The following is a 25,009-nucleotide window of genomic DNA, read 5'->3' on the forward strand; positions in this document are numbered from 1 at the left end:
CGGACCGCTCCGCTCAGCCGACCAGCCACACCCCCGGCCGGCCTGCGCCGTCGGCTCCGCTGACCCACACCGTCGCGCCGTCGGAGGCCGTCGCGACGTCGGCCGCCTGCCCGGCCGCGGCCAGCCGGAGCGCCTCGGTGGTGCCGGTGGCCAGGTCGACGACGAACAGGTGCGGCACGCCCGCGACCGAGCCCGGCAGGTAGGCGGTCGCGCCGGCCGGGTCGACGGCGAGGTCGCCGCCGGGCACCGCGCCGGCGGGCAGGTCGATCTCCTGCAGCACGTCGCCGGACACGCCGACCAGGCGCCACGTGACGTCGGCGGGGTCGGCCGGGTCCCAGCCCGCCACGGTCACCCAGGCGGTCCCGTCGCCGCCCACGGCCACCTCCCCGACCCCGCTGGCCCCCTCGCCGGAGCCGAGGTCCACCGGCCCGCCCGGCGCCTCGGCCGACGCGGCGTCCACGGTGGTGAGGACCGCGCGCGGCTGCACGCCCTCGACGTCGACGTCGGCGTCGAGGGCCACCACCAGGTCCCCGTCGGGTGCGACGGCCACGTCCTGCGGGAGCGCGGTCGTGGCGCCCGGGACGGCCAGGCCGGTGGTGGCCAGCACCCCGCCGTCGGCGGCGTCGACGGCCACCAGGTTCGGCGCCTGCGCCCCGGCGCCGAGCGCGAGCACCAGCGTGTCCCCGCCCTCGGTGAGGACCGTGGCGCGGGTCCGGCTGCCGGCCAGCTCGGGGGAGTCGACGGCGACGGTGTCGGTCCGCCCGCTCGGGTCCACCCGCAGCAGCCCCCAGCCGGCGGTCCCGTCGGGCCGTGTCAGCTCGCCGACCACCAGCACGCCGTCGGCGGTGGCCTGCAGGTCGACCAGCTCCGACGCCGCGGGCACCGCGACGGACGAGACCGGCTCGGGGGTCACCGGGGACCCCTCCCCGCCGCCGTCGGCGGTGACCGGGCCGACGTCGACGAGGACCGCGCCCGCGGCCGGGTCGGAGGGGTCGCGGTCGAGCCACACGAGGACGCCGTTGCCGCCGTCGGCGGCCAGCGCCACCGCGGCGCCCCTTGGTCCGGCGTCGGTGCCCAGGTCGGCGAAGCCGAGCACCTCGGTCAGGCGCGCCGTCGGCCGGTCCCCGGGCCGGCCGGGGACGTCGGACACCGCGAGCGTCCCCGGGCCGGCCAGGGTCGTGGTGCCGGTTCCGGCGGCGGCGCAGGCCGGGAGCAGCAGCGCGGCGGCCAGGCAGCCGGGCAGCACGAGGCGGCGGGGGATCACGGTCGCGACCCTCGCCGGGCGGGCTTGCACCGGTCCTGCGGACGACTTGCGGGCGCGGCCGTTCCGGAGGGCGGGTCCCGGGGGTAGGTCCCCGGGCGTGAGTGGACACGTCTTCGTGGTCGGCGCCGACCTCACCCGCCTGTCCTGCGACGACGTGCTGGTGCCCACCGGGCGCACCCTCCGCGTGGCCGCGAGCTGGCGGGACCTGCTGCCGGCCGACCTGGTGCGCGACGAGGACGAGCAGGGGGTCTGCGTCGACCTCGCGTGGTGCGGCGACGAGCGGGTGCTGCCGGTGCCGGGCGGCGGGCCGCGGCAGGCGTGGCTGCTCGACACCGTCGACGACGACGGCCGCGGCCTGGACTGGCTCCTCGACGGCGCCCGCGAGGCGCTGGCCGCCGTCGCCGGCCGCGAGGTGGCGCAGCCGGTGCACGGCCGGGCCCGGCGGCTGGTCGGCCTGCCGGCGCTGGGCACCGGCTGGGGCGGCGCGGCCGGGCGCCGCGGTGACCTCATCCGGCAGCTGCTGCCGGTGCTGCGCGAGGCCGCCGACGAGCACGGGTTCGACGTCGCGCTGGTGCTGCGCGGGTCCAGCGACCTGGCCGCCGCGCAGCGGATCCGCCGCGGGGAGGGCACCGGCTGGGACCTGCCCCAGCCGCTGTGCGTGCTGGCCGAGCAGCTGGGGGAGCGGGCGCGGCGCGGCCAGCTGGCGCTGTTCATCGGCGCCGGCGTGAGCGCCGCCGCGGGCCTGCCCACGTGGGAGCAGCTGCTCGGCGAGCTGGCCGGGCACTCGGGCCTGGGCGAGGACCTGCGCGAGGGCCTGTCCCGGCTGCCGCCGCAGGACGCCGCGGCGCTGCTGGCCCGCGAGCTGGGCCGCGAGCGGCTGGAGGAGTTCGTGCAGGATCGCTTCGGGCCCGGCCCCTACGCGCTGGCGCACGCGCTCATCGCCGACCTGCCGGTGCAGGAGTTCGTGACGACGAACTACGACCCGCTGGTGGAGCTCGCCGCCACCGACATCGGCCGCGACCTGTCGGTGCTGCCCTACGACGAGGCGCGGCCCGGCCGGCCCTGGCTGCTCAAGCTGCACGGCGACGCCGCACACCCCGACAGCGTCGTCCTCACCCGCGAGGAGTACCTGCAGCTGGGCGACTCGCGGGCCGCGCTGGCCGGCGTCCTGCACTCGCTGCTGCTCACCCGGCACGTGCTGTTCGTGGGCACCTCGATGCTCGACGACGACCTGATCCGCATCGCCCACCAGGTGCGCAGCGCCGTGCAGGGCTCCCGGGAGTCGCGTCCGTCGGGCACCGTGCTGGCGCTGCAGGAGGACGTCGCCCGCAGCCGGCTGTGGGAGCAGGACGTCGAGACGGTCGCCATGGCCAGCGGGGACACCTCCCCCACGGAGGCGGCACGGCGGCTGGAGGTGCTGCTCGACCTCATCGGCTGCCTGTCCACCCCGCCGACGGGCTACCTGCTCGACCCCGCCTACCGCGGCATGCTCGACGCCGACGAGCGCGGCCTGGCCGAGGCGCTGCAGGAGGTCGCCACCCGGCTGCCGGAGGGCACGGCGACGACGTCGGCCGCCGGCGAGGTCGCCGCGCTGCTGCGCCGGCTGGGCCACGGCCGCTCGGCGGGCCGGCGCGACGACCGCCTGGACGGGGCGGCGCCGCCCGACACGGCGACCGAGCCGCGCGACGACCGGCTGCAGTCCCAGCGCCCCGGCTGAGCGGTTGCCGCCCCCCGGTCCGGGGCACGGGCCGACCCATGCGTCTGGAGAACTCCCTCGCCCTGCTGGCCAAGGGCTACGCCTGGCTGCCCGACCTGCGCCGCGCGCACGGCGGGCAGGCGGTCGGCACCCGGCTCGCCGGCCTGCCCGCGGTGGGGATCGAGGGCCCGGAGGCCACCCGCTTCCTCTACGACGAGGACCACGTGCGCCGCTCGCACGCCATCCCCGAGCCGGTGCAGGGGACGCTGTTCGGCAAGGGCGCGGTGCACACCCTCGACGGCGAGGCGCACCGCGTCCGCAAGGCGCTGTTCGTCCAGGTGCTCATGGACCCCGCCGGCATCGACGCCCTCGTGCAGCGCGCGACCGCGGCCTGGGACGACGCGGCGCGGGAGTGGGTCACCCGGCCGCAGGTGGTGCTCCTCGACGCGTCGTCGGAGGTGATCGCCGGCGCGGTGACCCGCTGGGCGGGCGTGCCGGTGTCCGACGCGGAGGTGCCGGCGCTGGCCGCCGACCTGCGCGCGATGGTCGACGGCTTCGCCACCGCCGGCCCGCGGCACTGGCGCGCCCGCCGGGCCCGGGGACGGCGCGAGCGGTGGCTGGCCGGGATCGTCGAGCGGGTCCGCTCCGGCGAGCTCGACGCACCGTCCGGGTCGGCGCTGCAGGTCACCGCCGCGCACCGCGACCTCGACGGCGGGCTGCTCGACCCGCGGCTGGCCGCCGTCGAGCTGCTCAACGTCATCCGGCCGACGACGGCGGTGTCCTGGTTCACGGCCTTCTCCGGGCACGCGCTGGCCCGCTGGCCGCAGTACCGGCAGCGGCTGGCCGGCGCCGACCCGGCGTTCGCCGAGGCGTGGGCGCACGAGGTCCGGCGGTTCTACCCGTTCGCGCCGTTCATCGGCGGCCGGGCACCGCGGCGCCTGGAGTTCGGCGGGCAGACCATCCCGCGCAACGCGATGGTGCTGCTCGACCTCTACGGGCAGAACCACGACCCGCGGCTGTGGGAGGACCCCTACGCCTTCCGCCCCGAGCGCTTCCTCGGCCGGGAGATCGGCGCCGACGAGCTGGTGCCCCAGGGCGGCGGCGACCCCCGCACCGGCCACCGCTGCCCGGGCGAGCAGATCACCGTGGCGCTGCTCGCGGCGCTGGCCCCCTGCCTGGCGCGGTTGCCCCTCGACATCCCCGCCGACCAGGACCTGACCATCTCGCTGCGGCGCATCCCGGCCCGCCCGGCCAGCGGCGTCGTCCTCCGCCCGGTCGCCGCCCGGGAGTAGTCCCGGCGGCGCTCGTGCTCTCCCCCGCGGTGGGGGGCAGAGCACGAGGACGTGCAGAGAACTCTTCGCAGGATCGTCGTGCTCTGCCCCCAGGTGGGGGCAGAGCACGACTGCCGGCGGGACACCTCCCCGGGGCGGCGTGCGGTGACGGGACCGGACGCCCTCGACACCGCGATGGCCCGCGCCCTGGAGCTCGCCGCCGCCGCGCAGGAGTGGGGGGACACGCCGATCGGCGCCGTCGTCCTCGGGCCCGGCGGGCAGGTGCTCGCCGAGGCGGCCAACGAGCGCGAGCGGCTCGGCGACCCCACCGCGCACGCCGAGGTGCTGGCGCTGCGCGCGGCCGCGCGGGTGCACGGGGACGGCTGGCGGCTGACCGGCGCCACGCTGGTGGTCACCCTCGAGCCGTGCACGATGTGCGCCGGCGCGAGCGTGCTCGCCCGGGTCGCGCACGTCGTCTACGGCGCCGACGACCCCAAGGCCGGTGCCGCCGGGTCGCTGTGGGACGTCGTCCGCGACCGCCGGCTCAACCACCGCCCGCAGGTCACCGGGGGAGTCCGGGCGGAGGAGAGCGCCGCGCTGCTACGCGCGTTCTTCCGCCGGCAACGGGGCCTGTAGTCTCTTCGGCGGTGGCGTGTCCGAGCGGCCGAAGGAGCACGCCTCGAAAGCGTGTGAGGTGCAAGCCTCCGTGGGTTCAAATCCCACCGCCACCGCCAGCGGTCCACGACGGCGGCGTCCCCCTCCAGGGACGCCGCCGTCGTCGTCTGCGGGGTCAGGCGGTGTCCGGGTCAGGCGACCACGTCGAGGTCGATCAGCAGCCGGCCGTCGTCGGCGCGGACGAACGTCACCGCGTGCGTCTCGACCAGCCGCTCGCCCGGGTTGAGGAACTCGACCTGTGTGGTGGCGGTGATGCGGTCGCCCCGGTCGGTGACGTCGCGCACGTCGAGCAGGTTGACCTCCGACCAGCGGCCGAAGAAGTCCTCGTAGTACCCGTAGCTGGCGCGGGACTGCAGGGTCGGCCCGGTGAGCTCGTAGGCGCCGGCCGTGTCCCCGGGCAGCAGCGCGTAGTACTGCTCGAGGGTCTCCCGTGCCTCGGTGTCCGGGTCGGCCGGCGCCTCCTCCGCGGGCGGTGACTCCGCGGAGGGGCTGTCCGTCGCCGGCGGTGGGCTCTCCGCCGACGGCTCGCCCGCGGACGACCCGTCGGCCGGCGCCCCGCCGTCGCCGGAGGGCTCCCCGGTCGCGTCGGCCGGGGCCGAGGAGGTGGCGCCGGCCGACGTCCCGCCGTCAGGGGCCGCGCTGCCGCCGCGGGTGGCCAGCCAGGTGCCCCCCAGGGCGACCAGCGCGACGGCGAGCACGACCAGCAGCGGACGGCGGCGCCGGCGCCTCGGGCCGACCAGCGGCCCCGACCGCGGCGGCGGGCCCGCGGGAGCCGGCTCGGGCGGGTCCGGGTCGCTGCGGTCCCCGGCCGGCGGGCCGGCGAGCGTGTCCGGCGGGACGGGGACCGGCGCGACGGGGGTCGGCGGGTCGACGGCCTCCGCGGGCGGGCCCACCGGCAGCGGGGGGTCCGGCTCGAGCTGGGCGGTGCGGCTGCGGCTGGGCGCCGCGCCGAGGGCGGTGCGCGCCAGCAGCACCGTCGTCGGGTCGCCGTCGCGGCCGGCGGCCAGCCGCGCCAGCTCGTCGCGGACCTCGCCCATCGACGGCCGCCGGGCCGGGTCGGCCTCCAGCATCCGCCGCAGCGGCCGCTCCAGCGAGCCCGCGCGCCGCGGGGGGCGCACCTGCCCGCCGGCCACCCGGTGCAGCAGGCGCAGCGCGTTGTCGTCCATGCCGAAGGGCGGCTCGCCCTCCAGGCAGGTGTAGAGCGTCGCGGCCAGCGAGAAGACGTCGCTGGCCGCCGTCATCTCGCTGCCCTGGGCGACCTCGGGCGCGAGGAAGGCCGGCGTCCCGGTGATCTGGCCGGTCTGGGTGAGCGTGACGTCACCGCTGGCGTGCGCGATGCCGAAGTCGGTGATCTTCACCAGGCCGTCAACCCGCCCACCCCGGCCGACCAGCACGTTGCCGGGCTTGACGTCGCGGTGGACGATCCCGGCCTCGTGCACGGCCACCAGCGCGTCGGCCAGCTGCGCCCCCACCTGCGCCACCTGGTCGGGGCGCAGCACGCCGTCCTGGTGCAGCACCTCGGCGAGGCTGCGGGAGGGCAGGTACTCCATCACCAGCCACGGGACGCCGTCCTCGAGGGCGACGTCGAAGACCGAGATCGCGTGCGGGTGGGTCAGCCGGGCGGCGATGCGGCCCTCGCGCAGCGCCCGCTGGCGCTGCTGGTCGGCGACCGCGGGGTCGGTGCCCGCCGGCAGCAGCACCTGCTTCACGGCGACCTCGCGGCCGAGCAGCTCGTCACGCCCGAGCCACACCGCGCCCATGCTGCCGCGGCCCACCCGCGACACCAGCCGGTAGCGGCCGGCCACCAGGCGGCCGGGGACGGTCGAGGTCACCGGCGCTCCCTACCCCGCCGGGGTGCGCCCGGCACGCCCGGCTCAGACGGTGCTGGGGACGCCGTACCGACGGGCGTACTCCTCCTGTGCGCCCGAGGGCAGCACGTCGTAGAGGCCGCCGAGCTCCTCGACGGCGCCGGGCGGGAGGTCGTCGAAGAGCCGCTCCCACGTCGGCGGCTCGTCGTAGCTGCGGGTCAGCAGCAGCTCCCACGCCTGGGCCTGGCGGTCGCGCTTGCTGCGCTCGGCGGCGAACTCCGAGAGGTAGCGGTCCTTGGCCGCGGCCTTCTCCTCCGCCGTGGCCGAGGGCGGCAGCCCCGCGGGGTCGGCGCCACGCAGGACGGCCACGATCTCGTCCACGACCTCCGGTCGGACCTGACCCGGCTCGCTCATCGTCCTGCTCCTCGACTCTCGTGCGCCCCCCGACCTCGACAGCCTGCCCCGTGCCGCCGCGGCCGACCACCCGGGGTGGCGCACCACACGCCGCGGACCGTCCGCTGACCGCCGCGGTGCCGCCCGCTACCATCGGGGGCACGGGAGGATTCGCCTAGTGGCCTATGGCGCTCGCTTGGAAAGCGGGTTGGGGGCAACCCCTCGGGAGTTCGAATCTCCCATCCTCCGCACCGCGACGACGGGCCCCGGCAGATCGCCGGGGCCCGTCGTCGTTCACGCGCCGGTCGCCCCGACCGGCGCCGCCCGGCGGCCCAGCTCGCGCACGTAGAGCCCGGCGACCGCGGCGAGCAGCAGCGCCCCGCCGGCGACGGCGGCCGGCTCGAGCCGCTCCCCGAGGAACGCCGTGGCCAGCACCGTCGCCGTCAGCGGCTCGAGCAGCGTGACGATCGAGGCCACCGCACCCGGCACCGTGCGCACGCCGGTGAAGAACAGCCGGTAGGCCAGCGCGCTGGGCACCAGCCCCAGGTAGAGCAGCACCGCCACCACGACGCCGTCGGACGGGACGGTCAGCCCCTCGGCGAGGACGACCGGGGTGAGCAGCAGCGCGCCGCCGGCGAACCCGGCCAGCGTCACCGGGACACCGGCCGGCACGCCGCCGCCGGCCAGCGTGACGACGGCGTAGCCGAGCGCCGAGCCGGCCGCCGTCAGCGCGCCGAGCAGCACGGTCGTCCCGGTGTCGGCGCCGGCGGAGACGCCCACGAGCAGGGTGAGCCCGACGAGGGCGACCGCCAGCGCGACGAGGGTGGCCCGGTTCGGCCGGCCGGCGCCGAGCAGGGTGCCGCCGACGGCGACGAGCAGCGGCGCGAGGCCGAGCGCGACGAGCGTGGCGATGCTCACGCCGGCCCGCTCGACGGCGCTGAAGTAGGCGAGCTGGTAGGCGGCCAGCCCGGCGCCGATGAGGACCAGGCGGCCGGCCACCGGCCGCGTCACCGGGACGGCCGGCCCGCGGCGCCGGGCGGTCAGCGCCCAGGCCGCGAACAGGGCGGCTGCGCCGATCGCCAGGCGGTACCAGGCGATGTCGAGCGCGGACAGGCCGCTGCGGTCGGCGACGACGCGGCCGGACAGGCCGGAGGTCCCCCAGCACAGGGCCGCGAGGACGACGAACGCGAAACCCCGCCGGGACGACGGGGAGTCGCGCCGGGAGGCGAGGGAGAGGGAGGGGGTGGACATGACGCTCCTGGGCGCTGGTTCCGGACGGGGCGGCGGTCCGGAGCACGGCGCAGTGGCGGCCGGCACGTGCCGGCCGCGCGGATCAGCCCGCGGTGCTCCGGGTCAGGAGCGGGGCGGGGGCAGCACGAGGGCGTGCCGGGGCGTCATGCCCCGGGAGCCTAGCGACCGCCGTCCTCTACAGTGGTGTGCAGACCCCTCGTGTGGCGTCACCCTGTGAACCTCCCCAGGGCCGGAAGGCAGCAAGGATAAGCGGGCTCTGGCGGGTGCACGGGGGGTCCCTTCTTCCCCCGGCTCACAGCCGGCTCACAGGTCGACCGGCCAGCATCCGCGGTCCGTCGAGGGAAGGAGACGCCATGGCCCGTCGTCGTCGCACCTGGTGGATCGTCGGAGGGGTCCTCGCGCTCCTCGCCCTCGGGATCGGCGTCGGCCCGCTGCTCTACGCCGCGACGCAGGAGGACGCCGCCGCGGCGCCGACCGTCCAGGCGCAGCCCTCCGACGTCGAGCTGGTGCCCGAGACCGACGGCACGTGGACCGTCGTCCCGGGCTCCTCGGCCGGCTACCGCGTCGACGAGGTCCTCAACGGCGCGAACGTCACCGTCGCCGGCACCACCGACCAGGTCACCGGGTCCGTCGTCATCCAGGGCGGGGACCTGGCGTCGGCGGAGGTCTCGGTCGACGTCGCGAGCATCCGCACCGACATCGGCCAGCGGGACTCCTACTTCCGCGGCAACGTCATGGACGTCGACACGTACCCGACGGGGACGTTCACCGTCCGCGGACCGGTCGACCTCCCCGAGCTCTCCGGCACGCCGGTGACCGTCCCGGTGACCGGCGACCTCACGCTGCGCGGGCAGACCCGGCAGGTGCAGACCGACCTCGCCGTCGTCCGCACCGCCGAGGGGGTGGAGGTCTCCGGTGCCGTGCCGGTGGTCTTCGCCGACTTCGGCATCACCGCACCCAACCTGGGCTTCGTGCGCGTCGAGGACCGCGGGCAGGTCGAGTTCCTGCTGCGGCTGGCGATGACGCCCTGACCCGGTGGCGCCCTGACCCGGTGACACGGGCGGCGTCCCGGTGTCCCCGGGACGTCGTCCCCGCCACGTAACCTCGCCGCGTGGCTCTGGCGCTCTACCGGAAGTACCGCCCGGCGACCTTCGCCGAGGTGGTCGGCCAGGAGCACGTCACGACGCCGCTGGTCAACGCCGTCGACGGCGGCCGGGTCAACCACGCCTACCTGTTCAGCGGACCGCGCGGCTGCGGCAAGACCTCGTCGGCGCGCATCCTCGCCCGGTCGCTGAACTGCGAGCAGGGCCCGACGTCGACGCCGTGCGGCGTGTGCGCCTCCTGCGTGGCGCTGGCGCCCGACGGTCCCGGTTCCCTCGACGTCATCGAGATCGACGCGGCCAGCCACGGCGGCGTCGACGACGCCCGCGACCTGCGCGAGCGTGCCTTCTTCGCCCCGGTGAGCAGCCGCTACAAGGTCTACATCGTCGACGAGGCGCACATGGTGACCACGCAGGGCTTCAACGCCCTGCTCAAGGTGGTCGAGGAACCGCCGGAGTTCCTGGTCTTCGTCTTCGCCACGACGGAGCCGGACAAGGTGCTGCCGACGATCCGCTCGCGCACGCACCACTACCCGTTCCGGCTCGTGCCGCCCACGACGCTGCGCGGGCTGCTGGAGAGGACCTGCGCCGCCGAGGGCGTGCAGGTCGAGCCCACGGTCTTCCCGCTGGTGGTGCGCGCCGGCGGCGGCTCGGTGCGCGACTCGCTGTCGATCCTCGACCAGCTGCTGGCCGGCGCCGGGCCCGAGGGCGTCACGTACGCCTCCGCGGTGGGCCTGCTCGGTGTCACCGACGACGCCCTGCTCGACGAGGCCATCGACGCGCTGGCCGCCTCCGACGCGCCGGGTGTCTTCCGCGCCGTCGACCGCGTCGTCGAGGCCGGGCACGACCCGCGCCGCTTCGCCACCGACCTGCTCGACCGGCTGCGCGACCTCATCGTGCTCGACGCCGTGCCCGAGGCGGGCGGCAACGGCCTGCTCGACTGCCCGCCGGACCGGCTGGACCTGATGACCTCGCAGGCGCGGGCGCTGGGGTCGGCGACGCTGTCGCGGCTGGCCGACACCGTGCACGCCGGGCTGTCCGAGATGCGCGGCACCACCGCGCCGCGGCTGCTGCTGGAGCTGGTCTCCGCCCGCATGCTGCTGCCGGCCACCGACGGCTCCGCGGCGGCCACCCTGCAGCGGCTCGAGCGGCTCGAGCGGCGGCTGTCGATCGCCGGCGACGGCGCGGCCGCCGACGTCCCGGTCCGCGACACCCCCGTGCGCGACACCCCCGTTCGCGACGTCCCCGTTCGCGAGGCGCCGCGCCCGGCGCCGGCCGGCGACGAGCCGACGCCCGCCGAGCGGGGCGGGGCGTCGCGGCGGGAGTACGTCCGGCCCTCCCAGCGCACCCAGGCCGCGGCTCCGCCGGACGCGGCCACCCCCGCCTCCGCACCGCCCGCCGCGTCCCGGCCGGCGCCCGCCGACGCGGCCCCCGCGGCCGGTGACGACTGGCCGGAGACCACCCCGCCCGGCTCGGGCTCCCGTCCGGCGGCGGCCCCGGCGCCCGCGTCGGCCCCGGCGGCCGACGACTGGCCGGAGACGACGCCACCGGGTTCCGGTGCCGCCCCGGCGCCGGCCCGGACCGGCCCGCGCGTGGCGCAGGGCGAGCCGGACATCCCGCTCCCGCCGGAGCCCACCGACGACGAGGACCACCCGCACCCGCCCCGCCCGGACGCCGTCCGCGCCGCCGCGGCCCGCGTGGCCGAGCCGCGCCCGCCGGCGGCCGCGCCGCGCGCCGCGGCCGAGTCCGCCCCCGCCCCGCGGGGCAGCGAGCCCACCCCCGTGGTGTCGGCGAACCCGCCCGGCGCCGGCACCGGTGGCGACGGCGAGCTGACCACCGGCGACGTCCGCCGGGTGTGGCCCGAGCTGCTCGCCGTGGTCAAGCGGCACAAGCGCACCACCGAGGCGCTGCTGAAGAACGCGCAGGTGCACGACCTCGCCGGCGGCGTCCTGACGCTGTCCACGACGTCCCCGGCGCTGGCCCGGCGCATCGGCGACGACCTCAACAAGGACGTGCTGCGCGAGGCGCTCAACGAGCTGCTCGGCGTGCGCTGGCGGGTCGAGGCGGTCGTCGAGGGCGCGGCCGGCCGGGCCCCGGCGGCGGGTGGGGGCCCCGAGGGAGCCCGCGAGGCGGCGCGCGCCGCCGAGGCCGCCGAGGCGCGCGAGCTGCTGGCCCAGCGGGCCGCGGAGCAGTCCGAGGACGGCGGCGAGCGCGAGCACGTCCCCGCGGTCGACCCCGAGCAGGCGGCCCTCGCCCTGCTGCGCGCGGAGCTGGGGGCCCGGCCGGTCGAGTCCTGAGCGGCGCGGGGCCGGTCGGCGCCGTTCCCGCCACCCGCCACGTCCCGCCGGATGTCGTCCCCTCGGCCTACCCTCGGGGCATGTTCCCCGGTGGTGGTGGCCAGCCCGACCTGCAGGCGCTCCTCGCGCAGGCCCAGCAGATGCAGCAGGCCCTGGCCGCCGCCCAGGAGCAGCTGGCGAACGAGCAGGTCACCGGCTCGGCCGGCGGTGGGCTGGTCACGGCCACGATGTCGGGCAGCGGTGAGCTCACCGCCGTCACCATCGCCCCCTCCGCCGTCGACCCCGACGACGTGGAGACCCTCCAGGACCTCGTCGTGGCCGCCGTCCGCGACGCCGCCCGCCAGGTCGACCAGCTGACCGCCGACCGCATGAGCCCGCTGGCCGGTGGCCTGCCCGGCATGCCGGGGCTGCCCGGCGCCTGACCGGGCCCGCGATCCCACTTCCCCGAGGAGCACCGTGTACGAGGGGGCCGTCCAGGACCTCATCGACGAGCTCGGCCGCCTGCCCGGCGTCGGGCCGAAGAGCGCCCAGCGCATCGCCTTCCACCTGCTGGCCGCCGAGTCCGCCGACGTCGGCCGGCTGGTCGCCGCGCTGCAGCGCGTGCAGGCCGAGGTCCGCTTCTGCGTGACCTGCTACAACGTCGCCGAGGGCGAGCAGTGCCGCATCTGCCGCGACCCGCGCCGCTCCGCCGACGTCATCTGCGTCGTCGAGGAGCCCAAGGACGTCGTCGCCATCGAGCGCACCCGGGAGTTCCGCGGCCGCTACCACGTCCTCGGCGGGGCGATCAGCCCGATCGAGGGCGTCGGCCCCGACGACCTGAGGGTCAAGGAGCTCATGACCCGGCTGATGGACGGCACCGTCACCGAGCTGATCATCGCCACCGACCCCAACCTCGAGGGCGAGGCCACCGCGGCCTACCTCGCGCGGCTGGTCGGCCCGCTGGGGCTCACCGTGTCCCGGCTGGCCAGCGGCCTGCCGGTGGGCGGCGACCTGGAGTACGCCGACGAGATCACGCTGGGCCGGGCGTTCGAGGGCCGCCGCCGCATCGACGCCTGAACGGTTCCTGCCCCGGGCGGGTCCCTGCGGGCGGGCGGTCCCCGTGGGGTGAGGGGTGCTGAGGGCCTGCTCAGGTTGCGAATCGGTGTCGAAACGCATCCCCCTGTCATCGAGGTCACAGGCCGGACCTAGGGTCCCTGTGCACGCCGTCCGGAGGTCATGCGCCGGCACGGCCGTCCACCACGGATCACCCGGCCCAGGACGGGCCGAGAAGGCAGGTCTTCTGCGATGCAGCGTCGACCACAGCGAGTGCTGGCCGCCTCCGCGGCCGCACTGACCGCCGTCACCCTGGCCGCCTGTGCCTCCAGCGACCGGGACTCCGACTCCGGCTCCGGCGGGGAGGGCGGCGAGGCCCAGTCCGGCGGCACCCTCGTCTTCGGTGCAGCCGGCGACCCGGCCATGTTCGACCCGGCGTTCGCCAGCGACGGCGAGACCTTCCGGATCGCGCGCCAGATCCACGAGGGGCTGTTCACCAACGAGCTCGGCGGTACGGAGCCCGTGCCGCAGCTCGCGGAGGACTACGAGGTCAGCGAGGACGGCCTGGAGTACACCTTCAGCCTCCGCGAGGGCGTGCAGTTCCACGACGGCACCGACTTCAACGCCGAGGCGGTCTGCTTCAACTTCGACCGCTGGTACAACTTCGAGGGGCTGGCCCAGAGCCCCAGCGCCTCGTACTACTACCAGGCGGTCTTCGGCGGCTTCGCCAGCACGCCGGACACCCCGAGCATCTACGAGAGCTGCGAGGCCACCGACGAGAGCACCGCGGTGATCCGGCTGACCCAGGTCACCTCGAAGTTCCCCGCCGCGCTGTCGCTGCCCGCCTTCTCCATCCAGAGCCCGACGGCGCTGCAGGAGGGTGACGCCGACAACCTGTCCGGGTCGGAGGACGCGCTCACCTACAGCCAGTACTCCCTCGAGAACCCGGTCGGTACCGGGCCGTTCCGGTTCGAGAGCTGGGACCGCGGCAACGGCGAGGTGACCATCGTCCGCAACGAGGACTACTGGGGCGAGCCGGCCCTCCTCGACGAGATCATCTTCCGGACCATCCCCGACGCGAACGCGCGCCGTCAGGAGCTGCAGGCCGGCTCGATCGACGGCTACGACTTCGTCGCGCCGGCGGACTACCAGACCCTCGAGGACGAGGGCCTGCAGATCCTGGTGCGCGACCCGTTCAACATCCTGTACCTCGGCTTCAACGGCGGGAACGTGCCCGGCACGCAGGCCAACCCGGCGCTGCAGGACCCGCGCGTGCGCCAGGCGATCGCGCACGCCATCGACCGCGAGACGATCGTCAACTCGCTCCTGCCCGAGGGCGCCGAGGCGGCCACGCAGTTCATGCCGCCGACCGTCGACGGGTGGGCCGAGGACGTCACCACCTACGACTACGACCCCGACCGGGCCCGCCAGCTGCTCGACGAGGCGAACCCGGCCAGCCGGACGCTGCGGTTCTACTACCCGACCGAGGTCAGCCGGCCCTACCTGCCGGACCCGGCCGCGATGTTCCAGGTGATCAACCAGAACCTGATCGACGCCGGCTTCACCATCGAGCCGGTGGCGCTGCCGTGGAACCCGGACTACCTCAACGCGGTCCAGGCCGGCCAGGCCGACATCCACCTGCTCGGGTGGACCGGTGACTACAACGACGCCTACAACTTCATCGGCACGTTCTTCGCCGAGGCGGGGAACGGCCAGGCGTCGGCGGAGTTCGGGTCGTTCAGCAACCCGGAGATCTTCGCGGCGCTCGCCGAGGCCGACGCCGAGCCCGACGCGGCGGCCCGCACCGAGCAGTACCAGGAGGCCAACCGGCTGATCATGGACTACCTGCCCGGTGTCCCGATCTCGCACTCCCCGCCGGCGCTCGTGGTGGCGGAGAACGTCCAGGGCCTGGAGCCCAGCCCGCTGACCGCCGAGACCTTCGCGACGGTGTCCCTCAGCGACTGAGCCCCACCGCCGGCCGCGCCGGGACAGGCTCGTCCTGTCCCGGCGCGGCCGGTCCCGTGTCCGGTCGTGCCCCGTCGTGGAGAGGTGACCCGAGCGCGTGCTCCGCTTCATCGTCCGGCGGCTCCTCCAGCTGATCCCGATCCTGCTGGGGCTGTCGCTCCTGCTCTTCGCCTGGCTGCGCGCCCTGCCGGGCGGGCCGGCCCAGGCCGCCCTCGGCGAGCGCGCCACACCCGAGGCGATCGCGCGCTACAACGAGCTGTTCGGGCTCGACCAGCCGCTCTACGTCCAGTACCTGCGCTTCCTGGGCCGCGCCGTCCAGCTCGACTTCGGCAACTCCTCCCGCACCGGGCGCCCGGTCACCGAGGAGTTCCTCGAGCGGATGCCCGGCACCATCGAGCTCACGGTCTTCGCGATGGTGTTCGCGATCGGCGTCGGCATCCCGCTGGGCTACCTGGCCGCCCGCAAGCACGGCAGCTGGCTGGACTCGGCGTCGGTCATCGGGTCACTCCTCGGCGTCGCGATCCCGGTCTTCTTCCTCGCCTACCTGCTGCGCCTGCTGTTCGCCGTCGAGCTGGGCTGGCTGCCCGGCTCCGGGCGCCAGGAGGTGCGCATCGACGCCACCCGCGTCACGAACTTCTACGTCCTCGACGGCCTGCTCACCCGGGAGTGGGACGCCGCCTGGGACGCCTTCACGCACCTGGTGCTGCCGGGCATCGCGCTGGGCACCATCCCACTGGCGATCATCGTGCGGATCACCCGGGCCTCGGTCCTCGACGTGGTGAACGAGGACTACGTGCGCACGGCCAACGCCAAGGGCCTGGCGACGGCGACCGTCCGCCGGCGGCACGTCCTGCGCAACGCGCTGCTGCCGGTGTCGACGACGATCGGCCTGCAGACCGGGCTACTGCTGTCCGGTGCGGTGCTCACCGAGACCGTGTTCGCGTTCGGCGGCGTCGGCTCGGCCATCTTCGACTCGATATTCGCCCGGGACTTCGCCGTCCTCCAGGGCTTCATCCTCATGCTGTCGGTGATGTATGTGCTGATCAACCTGCTGGTCGACATCTCGTACGGTCTGCTCGACCCGCGGGTGCGTGTCCGGTGACCGCGATCGGGGACGTCCGGCGGCGGCGCATCGACGAGCTCGCCGCCCGCGCCGGTCAGGTGCCCGAGGGCGAGGGCGGCCTCTCGCTGACCCGCAGCGCCTTCCGCCGGCTGCGGCGCAACCCGGTCGCCATCGCCGGCGCCATCATCGTCGTCGTCTTCCTGCTGGTCGCGGCCTTCGCCCCGCTCCTGGCCCCGCGCGACCCGTACGCGCAGTACCTGCTCAGCGAGATCCGGCCGGGCTCCATCCCCGGCAGCCAGGAGGGCTTCCCCCTCGGCGTGGACAACCTCGGCCGCGACCTGCTGAGCCGGCTGATCGTCGGGTCCCGGCAGTCGCTGCTCATCGGCGTGGTGTCCACGCTGCTCGGCGCCACGGTCGGCATGGCGCTGGGCGTGCTGGCGGGGGCGTTCGGCGGCTGGGTGGACACCGTCGTCATGCGGTTCGTCGACATCCTGCTGTCGCTGCCCAGCCTGCTGATGGCGATCAGCATCTCGGTGCTCCTGGGGCAGAACCAGTGGTCGCTGATGATCGCCATCGCGGTCACCCAGGTCCCCGTCTTCGCCCGGCTGCTGCGCGGGTCGATGCTGGCCCAGCGGGACAGTGACTACGCCCTCGCCGCGCGGGCCCTGGGCATCCGCCGCAGCCGGATCGTGTTCGGGCACGTGCTGCCCAACTCGCTGTCACCGGTCATCGTCCAGGCGACGCTGTCGCTGGCGACGGCGATCATCGAGGCGGCGGCGCTGTCCTTCCTGGGTCTCGGCGACCCCGACCTCGCCCGTCCGGAGTGGGGGGCCATGCTGTCCAACGCCCAGGCGTTCCTGTCCATCCGGCCGGAGCTGGCCATCTACCCGGCCCTGTGCATCATCGTGGTCGCGCTCGGCTTCACGCTGCTGGGCGAGTCGCTGCGCGAGGCGCTCGACCCGAAGTTCCGGAGGTGACCCGGTGACCATCGAGTCGCTGCCGGCCCGTGAGGCGGGCACCGTCGGTGCCTCCGTCCTCGACGTCGACGAGCTCACCGTCACGTTCACGCGCCGGGGCGAGCAGCCCACCCGCGCCGTCGACGGGGTCAGCTTCTCCGTCGGGCCGGGGGAGACGGTGGGACTGGTCGGGGAGTCCGGCTGCGGGAAGTCGGTGACCTCGCTGGCGGTCATGGGACTGCTGCCCGGCCGTGGCGTGGAGGTGGGCGGCTCGGTGCGGCTCGACGGCCGCGAACTCCTCGGGGCCGGCGACCGGGCGCTGCGCCGGCTGCGCGGCGCGGACATGGCCATGGTGTTCCAGGACCCGCTCTCGTCGCTGAACCCCACGGTGCCCATCGGCACCCAGGTCACCGAGGTGCTGCTCGAGCACCGGGAGATGTCGAAGAAGGAGGCGGTCGACGAGGCCACCCGCCTGCTCGACCGCGTGGGCATCCCCGACCCCTCGCGCCGGCTCAAGGAGTACCCGCACCAGCTCTCCGGCGGCATGCGCCAGCGGGCGCTCATCGCGATGGCGCTGGCCTGCGCCCCACGCCTGCTCATCGCCGACGAGCCCACCACCGCCCTCGACGTCACCATCCAGGCGCAGATCCTCGAGCTGCTGCGCGAGCTGGTGGTCGACTCCGGCACCGCGCTGGTGATGATCACCCACGACCTGGGCGTGGTGGCCGGGCTGTGCGACCGGGTGCACGTCATGTACTCCGGCCGGATCATCGAGTCCGCCGACCGCCACGAGCTGTTCGCGCGGCCCCGCCACCCCTACACCGGCGGGCTGCTCGCCTCGGTGCCGCGGCTCGACGCCGCCCGCGGCGCCCCGCTGCACCCCATCCGCGGCTCCGCCCGCGACGCCATCCCGTGGACCGAGGGGTGCGCGTTCGCCCCACGGTGCGACAACGCCCAGGACGACTGCCTCACCGAGGTCGCCGGCAGCACCGTGCCGCTCGAGTTCGACGGCCCCGGCCGCGAGCTGCGCTGCCGCCACCCCCTGCAGCACCCGAGGTCCCCGGCCGGGGCCACCGCGTCCGGAGCCGCCCGATGACCGCCGTCCCCGCCGTCGACAGCACCGCCGCCGACCCGCTGCTGCGGGTCGAGGGCCTGCAGGTGCACTTCCCGATCAAGCGGGGGGTGGTCGTCGACCGCACGGTGGGACACGTCCGGGCCGTCGACGGGGTGGACCTCAGCATCGCCCGCGGCAGCACCTACGGGCTGGTGGGGGAGTCCGGCTGCGGGAAGTCCACCCTCGGCCGCGCCGTCCTGCGGCTGGTCGAGCCCACCGCCGGCAAGGTCGTCTTCGACGGCACCGACGTCGCCTCGCTGCAGGGTGAGCCGCTGCGCACGATGCGCCGCCGGATGCAGATGGTCTTCCAGGACCCGCTGGGCAGCCTCGACCCCCGGCAGAACGTCGAGTCGCTCCTGTCCGAGCCGCTGCACGCGCACGGCCTGGGCGGTGGCAAGCGCGGCATCGCCGAGCGGATCCGCACGCTGCTCGACGCCGTCGGGCTCCCCTCGGCGGCGCTGCGCCGCTACCCGCACGAGTTCTCCGGCGGCCAGCGGCAGCGCATCGGCATCGCGCGCGCCATCGCGCTCGAGCCCGACCTGCTCATCGCCGACGAGCCGGTCTCCGCGCTCGACGTCAGCGTCCAGGCGCAGGTGGTCAACCTGCTCGAGGAGCTGCAGGAGCGGCTCGGCCTGACCTACCTGGTCATCGCGCACGACCTCGCCGTGGTCCGGCACATCAGCGACGTCATCGGCGTCATGTACCTGGGGTCGCTGGTCGAGCAGGCGCCCTCCGACGTCCTGTACGCCGAGCCGCTGCACCCCTACAGCCGAGCGCTGCTGAGCGCCGTCCCGGTGCCCGACCCGGTGGTCGAGGAGAGCCGCGAGCGCATCCTGCTCGCCGGTGACCTCCCCTCACCGGCCAACCCGCCGAGCGGCTGCCGGTTCCACACCCGGTGCCCGTGGCGGCAGGAGACCCGGTGCGACGACGAGGTCCCAGCGCTGCGCGAGCTCGGGACGGGGCACCTGGTGAGCTGCCACTGGGCCGAGGAGATCCGCGACGGCGTGCTGCAGCCCCGGTCGGCCGAGGAGGTGGCCGCCACCCAGGGCGTCAGCGTGCGCCCGACGGGGGTGGCCAGTCCGGAGTCCGACGCGCTCGTGCAGGGCGTCGACGAGCCGATCGAGTGGCGCTGACGGAGGACCCTCGCCCCCGCCACCCCCAGGCTCGCGGCGGGTCCCTCCGAGGGGCCGGCGTCACTCCACCACGACGTCGTCGCCGCGGCGCAGCGCCTTCCTGACCCGCAGCCGCAGCAGGTGCGCGTAGCCGCGGACGAACTGGGTGTAGCCCGGGGTGGGTCCGTGGTAGCCGAGGAAACCGCGCGGGCCCGCCACCATGTCGCCGGTGCGGACGTCGTAGCGCGCCTGGTGCCACGGGCAGACCAGGCAGCCGTCGGCGTCCAGGCTGCCCTCCGACAGGTCGGCGAGCTGGTGGCGGCAGCGGCGGGAGACGGCCGAGTACTCCCCGTCGCGGTTGACGACGGCCCACGACCCGGCCCGGCCCACCGTCCCCGGGGGCAGCTGGGCGGCGGGGATGCGGTCGGTCTCGCTCACGGGGGTCCTCCTGGGGCCGGGGCCGGGTCAGGAGCCCACTACCCGGTCGTGCCCGTCCTACCCGGCGCCGTCGTTCCGGCGGCGACTCCCCGGCGCCCGACCTAGGGTCGGGCCGTGCGCCGGATGGTGGGAGTCCTCGCGGTCGCGGCGGTCCTGGTGCTCGCCGGCGGCGGACCGGCGCTGGCCGAGCAGCCCCTCGAGGTGCCCGGCGAGGTCACCGACCTCGTCGGCGCGCTCGACGGCGGCGGTGTGTCGCGGGTGCAGCAGGCGGTCGACGAGCGGCAGGCCGACGACGGCACCCAGGCCTTCGTCGTCTACGTGTCCTCCTTCGACGGCCTGGACTCCGGCGAGTGGGCTGCGCGGACCGCCCAGTTCTCGGGTCTGGGCGGCAGCGACGTGCTGCTCGCCGTCGCGGTGGGCGACCGGCAGTACGGCTACTGGGTCGACGACGGCTTCCCGCAGAGCGACGCGCAGGTCGAGGACTTCCTCGCGCGCGACGTCGAGCCCGAGCTCGCGGCCGGGGACTGGGCCGCGGCGGGAGTGGCCTTCGCCGAGGGGATCGGCGCCGCCTCCGGCGCGGGCGGGTCGGGCGACACCGGCGGCGACGGGTCGGGGGCGACGACCCTGGCGGTGGTCGGGGGGATCGCCGTCCTCGGCGGTGGCGCCTACCTGGTGACCCGCTCCCGGCGGCGCCGGCGGGACGCGCAGCCGCCGCCCACCACCCGGCTGGAGCGGCCCGACCCGCACGCCGGCGTCCCCACCGCGGAGCTGCAGGGGCGGGCGAGCGCGGCGCTGCTCGACCTCGACGAGGCGGTGAAGACCTCCCAGCTCGACCTGGACTTCGCCCGGCTGCAGTACGGCGAGGCGGCCGTGGCCGGGTTCGCCGACGCCCTGGCGCAGTCGCGGCAGGAGCTCACCCGCGCCTTCACGCTGCGCCAGCAGCTCGACGACGAGGTGCCCGAGGACGAGCCCACCCAGCGGGCGATGCTGGCCGAGATCCTCTCGCTGACCTCGACCGCCGACGCGCGCCTCGACGAGCAGGCGGAGGCCTTCGAGCAGCTGCGCGACCTCGAGCGCACCGCTCCCCAGGTGCTCGAGGGTCTCGGCGGGCGGATCACCGCCCTGCACGGCCGGCTGCCGCAGGACGAGGAGCGGATGGCCCGGCTGCGACGGCGCTACGCCGACACCGCGCTGGCCCCGGTCGCGGACAACGTCGAGCAGGCCCGCGCCCGGCTGGCCGCCGCCGAGCACGAGGCGGCGGAGGCCCGGGAGGCGCTGCAGGCCGGGTGGTCGGGCGAGGCGGTGGGTGACCTGCGGGCCGCCGAGGACGCCGTCGCCCAGGTGGGCACCCTGCTCGACGCCGTCGGCCGGCTCGAGCGCGACCTCGAGGACGCCGCCGCGCGGCTGCCCGCCGTCCGCGCCGAGGTCGAGGAGGACCTCGCCGAGGCCCGCGCGGTGGTGGCCTCCGGCGACGCCGGCGGGCTGCGGCCCCAGGTGGCCCGCGCCGAGGCCGGGCTGGCCGCCGCCGACGAGGCGGTGCGTCCCGGCGGCGGCGGGCTGCCCGACCCGCTGGCCGCGCTGCGCCGGCTGGAGGAGGCCGGCCTGGCGCTGGAGCAGGCGCTGGCCGTGGCCCGCGACGCGCAGACCCGCGCCCGCCGGGCGGCGGCCGCGCTGGACCAGACCCTGCTGCGGGCCCGCTCCACCGTGGCCGCGGCCGCCGACTTCGTCGCCACCCGGCGCGGCGCGGTCGGTCCGGAGGCCCGCACCCGGCTGGCCGAGGCGCAGCGCCACCTCGACGCCGCCGTCGGCGTCGGCCGCAGCGACCCGGAGGGCGCGCTGCGGGAGGCCCAGCTGGCCGACCAGCTCGCCCGGCAGGCGCTGGAGCTCGCCCAGTCCGACGTGGCGACGTGGTCGTCCGGCTACGGCGGCGGGTTCGGCGGTGGCTACGGACCGGGGTACGGCGGTGGCTACGGCGGTGGCTACGGACCGGGGTACGCGCCCGGCTACGGCCGTCGCGGCGGCGTGGACCTCGGCAGCCTCGTGCTCGGCGGCATCCTCGCCGGGGGCATGCGCGGCGGCGGGTTCGGCGGCGGCTTCGGCGGTGGTCTGGGGGGCGGCCGGCCGCGGGGCGGCAGCTTCGGGGGCTCCGGCGGCCGGTCGGGTGGCGGCGGCTTCGGCGGCGGCGGACGCTCCGGCGGCGGCCGCTTCTGACGCCCGTTCGTGTGCACTTCCGCGGAAGTGCACACAGGGTCCTGCCGGAGTGTCGGTGCCCGGTGGGACGGTGCCCTCCCCGCACTCCCCGAGGAGGAGCCATGCCCACCCGGAACACCCCCTGGCCCGACGGCACGCCCTGCTGGGTCGACTACGGCGCCGCCGACGTCGCGGCCGCGAAGTCCTTCTACGGCTCGCTGCTGGGCTGGGAGTGGACGGCGGACTCACCCGAGTTCGGCGGCTACGTCAACGCGCTCAAGGACGGCCACCAGGCCGCCGGCCTCGGCCCGCTCATGGAGCCGGGCGCCTCGCCCTCCTGGACGACGTACTTCGCGGCCGGTGACGCCGCGGCCACCTGCGACCGCATCCGCGCGGCCGGCGGCACCGTCGTCGTCGAGCCCATGGAGGTCGGGCCGATGGGCACGATGGTCGTGGCGCGCGATCCGCAGGGCAACCAGTTCGGGCTCTGGCAGGCCGGCACGCACACCGGCGTCGAGGTCCACAACGAGCCCGGGTCGCTGGCGTGGAACGAGGCCGCCGTCGACGACCCGGCCGCCGCGCAGGCCTTCTACGCCGCGGTGTTCGGCTTCCGCTTCGACGAGCTCGAGGGCATGGGCGGCTACGCGACGTTCGCCACCGGCGAGCGCCCGCTGGGCGGTCTCGGCGGGGTGACGCCGGGGGCGCCGAAGGGCTGGTCCACCTGCTTCTCGGTCGCGTCCACCGACGAGACGGTGGCGGCGGTCGAGGCGGCCGGCGGGAAGGTCACCATGGCCGCGCAGGACACCGAGTTCGGCCGGTTCGCCGTCGTGCAGGACCCGTGGGGCGCCGGCTTCTCGGTGATGGAGGAGTCCGGGAGCTGAGTGCCGCGGCCGGCCGGTGCGCGCGCGGCACCGGCCGGCTCAGCCGCGGACCTGGCCGTAGGTGTGCTCGGGCCGGAAGCGGACCACCAGCCGCCGGTCGGCGACCATCGCCCGGCGGTAGTCGTCCCAGTCCTCGTGCTCGCCGGAGACCCCGCGGTAGTAGGCGACCAGCTCGTCGACGGTCGCGTCGTGCGGGTCGGCGGCCACCGGGGTGAGCTCCGCGGTGCCCTCGACGGCCACCCAGGACCAGAAGTCGTCGGAGGACACGTGCAGGGTCACCCGCGGGTCGGCCTGCAGGTTGCGGGTCTTCGCCCGGTCGGCGGTCACCGACACCCGGAACAGCCGCTCGGACGGGTCGTAGGCGTACCCGACGTTGGACAGCTGCGGCCGGCCGTCGCGCTTGACGGTGGCCAGCACGCCCCAGCGGCGCCCGGCGAGGAACTCGAGCATGCGGTCGTCGACGGTCACCGGACCCTCCCGCGGGCCTTGAGCGGCACCGGCGGCAGCGCCGGGGCGAGCTGGCGCTCGTCCCCGGCGAACCCCGGGACGGCGCCGAACCGCTCGTCCTCGGCGTTCCACCGCTCGGCGTACTCCACGATCTCCTCGCCGGACCGGCCGACGAAGTTCCACCACATGACCAGCCGCTCCGCGAACGGCTCACCGCCGAGCAGCAGCAGCCGGGCGGGCGCGTCGGTCCGGATGCGCACCGACCGACGGCCGGTGCCGAGGTAGACCATCGCCCCGTGTGACAGCGGCGCGCCCTCGACCTCGGCCCCGCCCGCGGCGCCGAGCAGCGCGTGCTCGAAGTCCGGCTCGAGCGGCACCTCGACGTCGGCCCCGGCGGCGAGGTCGAGGTCGACGCCGACGATCGGGGTGTGCGCCGTGCCCGGGGAGGTCGCCCCGCCGAAGCCGCCCAGGAGCACCGTGGCAGTCAGCCCGTCGGAGGTGAACCCGGGCAGGACGGCGTGGTGCTCGAACGCCGGTGCGGTGTCGCGGGCGGCGTCGGGCAGCGCCACCCACAACTGCGCGCCGTGCAGGAACCGCGGGTGCGGCACCGGCGACTGCTCGGCGTGCGCGATGCCGTGCCCGGCGGTCATGAGCGCCAGCTCGCGCGGGCCGAAGACCACGTCGCTGCCGAGGGAGTCGCGGTGGTGCACGCGGCCCTCGATCAGCCAGGACACCGTCTGCAGGCCGGTGTGCGGGTGCGGCGTGACCTGCATGCCGGCGCTGCCGGACACGTCGTCGGGACCGTAGTGGTCGACGAACGCCCAGGCGCCGACCATCCGCCGGCCCAGGGTGGGCAGCAGCCGCCGCACCGGGGTACCGGGGCCCAGCATCACCTCCCGCCCGGGGAGCAGGTCGAGGGCCGGCCCCGCGGAGGTCGCGTCGAGCCCGCCCACCTCCCGCGGGGTCGGGCGCGGTTCGGTGTCGCTCATGACCGGCTTCCTACTCCTGTCCGGCCTCGCCGTGGACCCCGGCGTGCGGGACGGCGGGGGAGGAGTGGACCGCCGGGACCGAGCCGAGCCGCCCGGCGCGGAAGTCGTCGAAGGCCTCGACCAGCTCCTGGCGGGTGTTCATCACGAACGGGCCGTACATCGCGATCGGCTCGCGGATCGGCCGGCCGCCCAGGACGACGACGTCGAGCGCCGGCGTCCGCGACTCCTGGTGCACCGCGCCGCGGACGGTCACGGTGTCGCCGGGGCCGAGGACGGCCAGTTGCCCGGTGCGCACCGGCGCCCCGTCGATGCCCACCGAGCCCGCGCCGGAGAGCACGTAGACCAGCGCGTTGAAGTCCGGCCGCCACGGCAGGTCGAGGACGGCGCCCGGCGCGACCGTCGCGTGCACCATCGCCATGGGCGTGTAGGTGGAGCCCGGGCCGGTGTGCCCGCCGACGTCGCCGGCGATGACCCGCACCAGGGCGCCGGCGTCGGGGCTGGCCAGCAGCACCGACTCCCGCGCGCGCAGGTCCTGGTAGCGCGGCTCGACCCACTTCTGCGCCCGCGGCAGGTTCACCCACAGCTGCAGGCCGTGGAACAGGCCGCCGCTGGCGACCAGCGCCTCCGGGGGCCGCTCGATGTGCAGCACACCACCGCCGGCGGTCATCCACTGGGTGTCGCCGTTGCTGATCGTCCCACCGCCGCCGTGGGAGTCGGCGTGCTCGAAGGTGCCGTCGATGATGTAGGTGACGGTCTCGAAGCCGCGGTGCGGGTGCCAGGAGGTGCCCTTGGGCTCACCGGGGGCGTACTCGACCTCACCCATCTGGTCCATGTGCAGGAACGGGTCGAGGTCGCGCAGGTCCACCCCGGCGAACGCGCGGCGCACGGGGAAGCCCTCGCCCTCGAGGCCCGACGGCGCCGTGGTCACCGTGCGCGTCCGGCGGCGGACGGTGCGCGGGGCGGGCAGCGGGACACGGGGGAGGGTGGTGGTGTCCTCGACGGTGACGGCGGGCATGGCCGGCCTCCTGGTTGAGTGTTCAACTGGTGGCGACCGTAGCACCGGACGG

22 protein-coding genes, 2 tRNA genes and 1 other RNA gene are annotated in these 25,009 nt (G+C 76.1%); 17 read left to right on the forward strand and 8 right to left on the reverse strand.

The features are described 5' to 3' along the window. Positions 1-13 precede the first annotated feature (13 nt). Positions 14-1,264: a hypothetical protein gene (locus ACI780_RS07625; protein ID WP_457001961.1), complete on the reverse strand. Its 1,251-nt coding sequence runs from the start codon at positions 1,262-1,264 to the stop codon at positions 14-16. A gap of 97 nt (positions 1,265-1,361) precedes the next feature. Between ACI780_RS07625 and ACI780_RS07630 the strand changes: the two genes are divergently transcribed. The 4 genes from ACI780_RS07630 (at position 1,362) to ACI780_RS07645 (ending at position 4,965) form a co-directional block, all read left to right on the forward strand. Beyond that, positions 1,362-2,981, forward strand: a complete 1,620-nt coding sequence (locus ACI780_RS07630) for an SIR2 family NAD-dependent protein deacylase (RefSeq protein WP_457001963.1) — start codon at positions 1,362-1,364, stop codon at positions 2,979-2,981. A 38-nt stretch (positions 2,982-3,019) separates the two neighbouring features. Next, on the forward strand, positions 3,020-4,252 hold the full coding sequence (locus ACI780_RS07635; RefSeq protein WP_457001965.1) for a cytochrome P450: 1,233 nt from the start codon (positions 3,020-3,022) through the stop codon (positions 4,250-4,252). A 144-nt stretch (positions 4,253-4,396) separates the two neighbouring features. After that, positions 4,397-4,867, forward strand: a complete 471-nt coding sequence (locus ACI780_RS07640) for a nucleoside deaminase (RefSeq protein ID WP_457001967.1) — start codon at positions 4,397-4,399, stop codon at positions 4,865-4,867. Positions 4,868-4,877: 10 nt separating this feature from the next. Continuing rightward, positions 4,878-4,965 (forward strand) — tRNA-Ser (locus ACI780_RS07645). A 72-nt stretch (positions 4,966-5,037) separates the two neighbouring features. Here the strand turns inward: ACI780_RS07645 and ACI780_RS07650 are convergent. Both ACI780_RS07650 and ACI780_RS07655 read right to left on the reverse strand, forming a co-directional pair. Next, complete coding sequence (locus tag ACI780_RS07650) at positions 5,038-6,738, reverse strand: protein kinase domain-containing protein (RefSeq protein ID WP_457001969.1); 1,701 nt, start codon at positions 6,736-6,738, stop codon at positions 5,038-5,040. Positions 6,739-6,780: 42 nt separating this feature from the next. Further along, positions 6,781-7,128, reverse strand: coding sequence for a hypothetical protein (locus ACI780_RS07655; RefSeq protein WP_089406046.1), 348 nt, complete (start codon positions 7,126-7,128; stop codon positions 6,781-6,783). A 143-nt stretch (positions 7,129-7,271) separates the two neighbouring features. Here ACI780_RS07655 and ACI780_RS07660 point away from each other — a divergent pair. Further along, a tRNA-Ser gene (locus ACI780_RS07660) sits at positions 7,272-7,356 on the forward strand. A gap of 45 nt (positions 7,357-7,401) precedes the next feature. On the opposite strand, the gene ACI780_RS07665 is transcribed toward ACI780_RS07660, so the two are convergent. After that, positions 7,402-8,358, reverse strand: a complete 957-nt coding sequence (locus ACI780_RS07665) for a DMT family transporter (protein ID WP_456869050.1) — start codon at positions 8,356-8,358, stop codon at positions 7,402-7,404. Between the two features lie 187 nt (positions 8,359-8,545). Between ACI780_RS07665 and ffs the strand changes: the two genes are divergently transcribed. The 10 genes from ffs (at position 8,546) to ACI780_RS07715 (ending at position 19,018) form a co-directional block, all read left to right on the forward strand. After that, an RNA gene (gene ffs, locus ACI780_RS07670) (signal recognition particle sRNA small type) lies at positions 8,546-8,641 on the forward strand. 70 nt (positions 8,642-8,711) lie between these two features. Then, the gene (locus tag ACI780_RS07675; protein ID WP_457001972.1) at positions 8,712-9,389 is read left to right on the forward strand and encodes a YceI family protein; all 678 of its coding nucleotides are present in this window, start codon (positions 8,712-8,714) and stop codon (positions 9,387-9,389) included. 80 nt (positions 9,390-9,469) lie between these two features. Further along, on the forward strand, positions 9,470-11,755 hold the full coding sequence (locus tag ACI780_RS07680; protein ID WP_457001974.1) for a DNA polymerase III subunit gamma and tau: 2,286 nt from the start codon (positions 9,470-9,472) through the stop codon (positions 11,753-11,755). An 80-nt stretch (positions 11,756-11,835) separates the two neighbouring features. After that, entirely contained in the window at positions 11,836-12,177 is a 342-nt protein-coding gene (locus ACI780_RS07685) for a YbaB/EbfC family nucleoid-associated protein (RefSeq protein WP_456869047.1), read from the forward strand. Between the two features lie 34 nt (positions 12,178-12,211). Next, positions 12,212-12,811 carry a recombination mediator RecR gene (gene recR / locus ACI780_RS07690; protein ID WP_456869046.1) on the forward strand — a complete coding sequence of 200 codons (600 nt, stop codon included), beginning with the start codon at positions 12,212-12,214 and terminating at the stop codon, positions 12,809-12,811. A 228-nt stretch (positions 12,812-13,039) separates the two neighbouring features. Further along, on the forward strand, positions 13,040-14,752 hold the full coding sequence (locus ACI780_RS07695; RefSeq protein ID WP_456869045.1) for an ABC transporter substrate-binding protein: 1,713 nt from the start codon (positions 13,040-13,042) through the stop codon (positions 14,750-14,752). Between the two features lie 97 nt (positions 14,753-14,849). Continuing rightward, positions 14,850-15,854, forward strand: a complete 1,005-nt coding sequence (locus tag ACI780_RS07700; RefSeq protein ID WP_456869044.1) for an ABC transporter permease — start codon at positions 14,850-14,852, stop codon at positions 15,852-15,854. Beyond that, complete coding sequence (locus ACI780_RS07705; RefSeq protein WP_457001978.1) at positions 15,851-16,792, forward strand: ABC transporter permease; 942 nt, start codon at positions 15,851-15,853, stop codon at positions 16,790-16,792. Before ACI780_RS07700 ends, ACI780_RS07705 begins: the two co-directional genes overlap by 4 nt. A 4-nt stretch (positions 16,793-16,796) precedes the next feature. Beyond that, positions 16,797-17,867 (forward strand): ABC transporter ATP-binding protein, encoded by a 1,071-nt coding sequence (locus tag ACI780_RS07710; protein WP_457001980.1) that lies wholly within the window; start codon positions 16,797-16,799, stop codon positions 17,865-17,867. Further along, positions 17,864-19,018 (forward strand): ABC transporter ATP-binding protein, encoded by a 1,155-nt coding sequence (locus tag ACI780_RS07715; RefSeq protein ID WP_456869041.1) that lies wholly within the window; start codon positions 17,864-17,866, stop codon positions 19,016-19,018. Before ACI780_RS07710 ends, ACI780_RS07715 begins: the two co-directional genes overlap by 4 nt. A 60-nt stretch (positions 19,019-19,078) precedes the next feature. Here ACI780_RS07715 and ACI780_RS07720 read toward each other — a convergent pair whose 3' ends face one another. Then, positions 19,079-19,435, reverse strand: a complete 357-nt coding sequence (locus ACI780_RS07720) for a Rieske (2Fe-2S) protein (RefSeq protein ID WP_457001982.1) — start codon at positions 19,433-19,435, stop codon at positions 19,079-19,081. A 123-nt stretch (positions 19,436-19,558) separates the two neighbouring features. Here ACI780_RS07720 and ACI780_RS07725 point away from each other — a divergent pair, with 123 nt between their 5' ends. Continuing rightward, positions 19,559-21,646 (forward strand): TPM domain-containing protein, encoded by a 2,088-nt coding sequence (locus tag ACI780_RS07725; protein WP_457002158.1) that lies wholly within the window; start codon positions 19,559-19,561, stop codon positions 21,644-21,646. 101 nt (positions 21,647-21,747) lie between these two features. Next, entirely contained in the window at positions 21,748-22,506 is a 759-nt protein-coding gene (locus tag ACI780_RS07730) for a VOC family protein (RefSeq protein ID WP_457001984.1), read from the forward strand. Between the two features lie 39 nt (positions 22,507-22,545). Here ACI780_RS07730 and ACI780_RS07735 read toward each other — a convergent pair whose 3' ends face one another. The 3 genes from ACI780_RS07735 to ACI780_RS07745 are packed head-to-tail and all read right to left on the reverse strand — an operon-like array spanning position 22,546 to position 24,957. Further along, a complete protein-coding gene (locus ACI780_RS07735) occupies positions 22,546-22,974 on the reverse strand; it encodes a PPOX class F420-dependent oxidoreductase (protein ID WP_457001986.1) in 429 nt (142 codons plus the stop codon). After that, positions 22,971-23,942, reverse strand: a complete 972-nt coding sequence (locus ACI780_RS07740) for a pirin family protein (protein ID WP_457001988.1) — start codon at positions 23,940-23,942, stop codon at positions 22,971-22,973. The genes ACI780_RS07735 and ACI780_RS07740 overlap by 4 nt, the downstream gene beginning before the upstream one ends. Positions 23,943-23,952: 10 nt before the next feature. Beyond that, on the reverse strand, positions 23,953-24,957 hold the full coding sequence (locus ACI780_RS07745) for a pirin family protein (protein ID WP_457001990.1): 1,005 nt from the start codon (positions 24,955-24,957) through the stop codon (positions 23,953-23,955). Positions 24,958-25,009 lie beyond the last annotated feature (52 nt).

Source organism: Geodermatophilus sp. SYSU D00814, assembly GCF_054050055.1.

Coding starts and splice junctions, on each gene's coding strand:
- ACI780_RS07725 (WP_457002158.1), top strand. CDS start 19,559: ATGGTGGGAGTCCTCGCGGTCGCGGCGGTCCTGGTGCTCGCCGGCGGC.
- ACI780_RS07655 (WP_089406046.1), bottom strand. CDS start 7,128: ATGAGCGAGCCGGGTCAGGTCCGACCGGAGGTCGTGGACGAGATCGTG.
- ACI780_RS07715 (WP_456869041.1), top strand. CDS start 17,864: ATGACCGCCGTCCCCGCCGTCGACAGCACCGCCGCCGACCCGCTGCTG.
- ACI780_RS07685 (WP_456869047.1), top strand. CDS start 11,836: ATGTTCCCCGGTGGTGGTGGCCAGCCCGACCTGCAGGCGCTCCTCGCG.
- ACI780_RS07745 (WP_457001990.1), bottom strand. CDS start 24,957: ATGCCCGCCGTCACCGTCGAGGACACCACCACCCTCCCCCGTGTCCCG.
- ACI780_RS07695 (WP_456869045.1), top strand. CDS start 13,040: ATGCAGCGTCGACCACAGCGAGTGCTGGCCGCCTCCGCGGCCGCACTG.
- ACI780_RS07730 (WP_457001984.1), top strand. CDS start 21,748: ATGCCCACCCGGAACACCCCCTGGCCCGACGGCACGCCCTGCTGGGTC.
- ACI780_RS07665 (WP_456869050.1), bottom strand. CDS start 8,358: ATGTCCACCCCCTCCCTCTCCCTCGCCTCCCGGCGCGACTCCCCGTCG.
- ACI780_RS07635 (WP_457001965.1), top strand. CDS start 3,020: ATGCGTCTGGAGAACTCCCTCGCCCTGCTGGCCAAGGGCTACGCCTGG.
- ACI780_RS07740 (WP_457001988.1), bottom strand. CDS start 23,942: ATGAGCGACACCGAACCGCGCCCGACCCCGCGGGAGGTGGGCGGGCTC.
- ACI780_RS07675 (WP_457001972.1), top strand. CDS start 8,712: ATGGCCCGTCGTCGTCGCACCTGGTGGATCGTCGGAGGGGTCCTCGCG.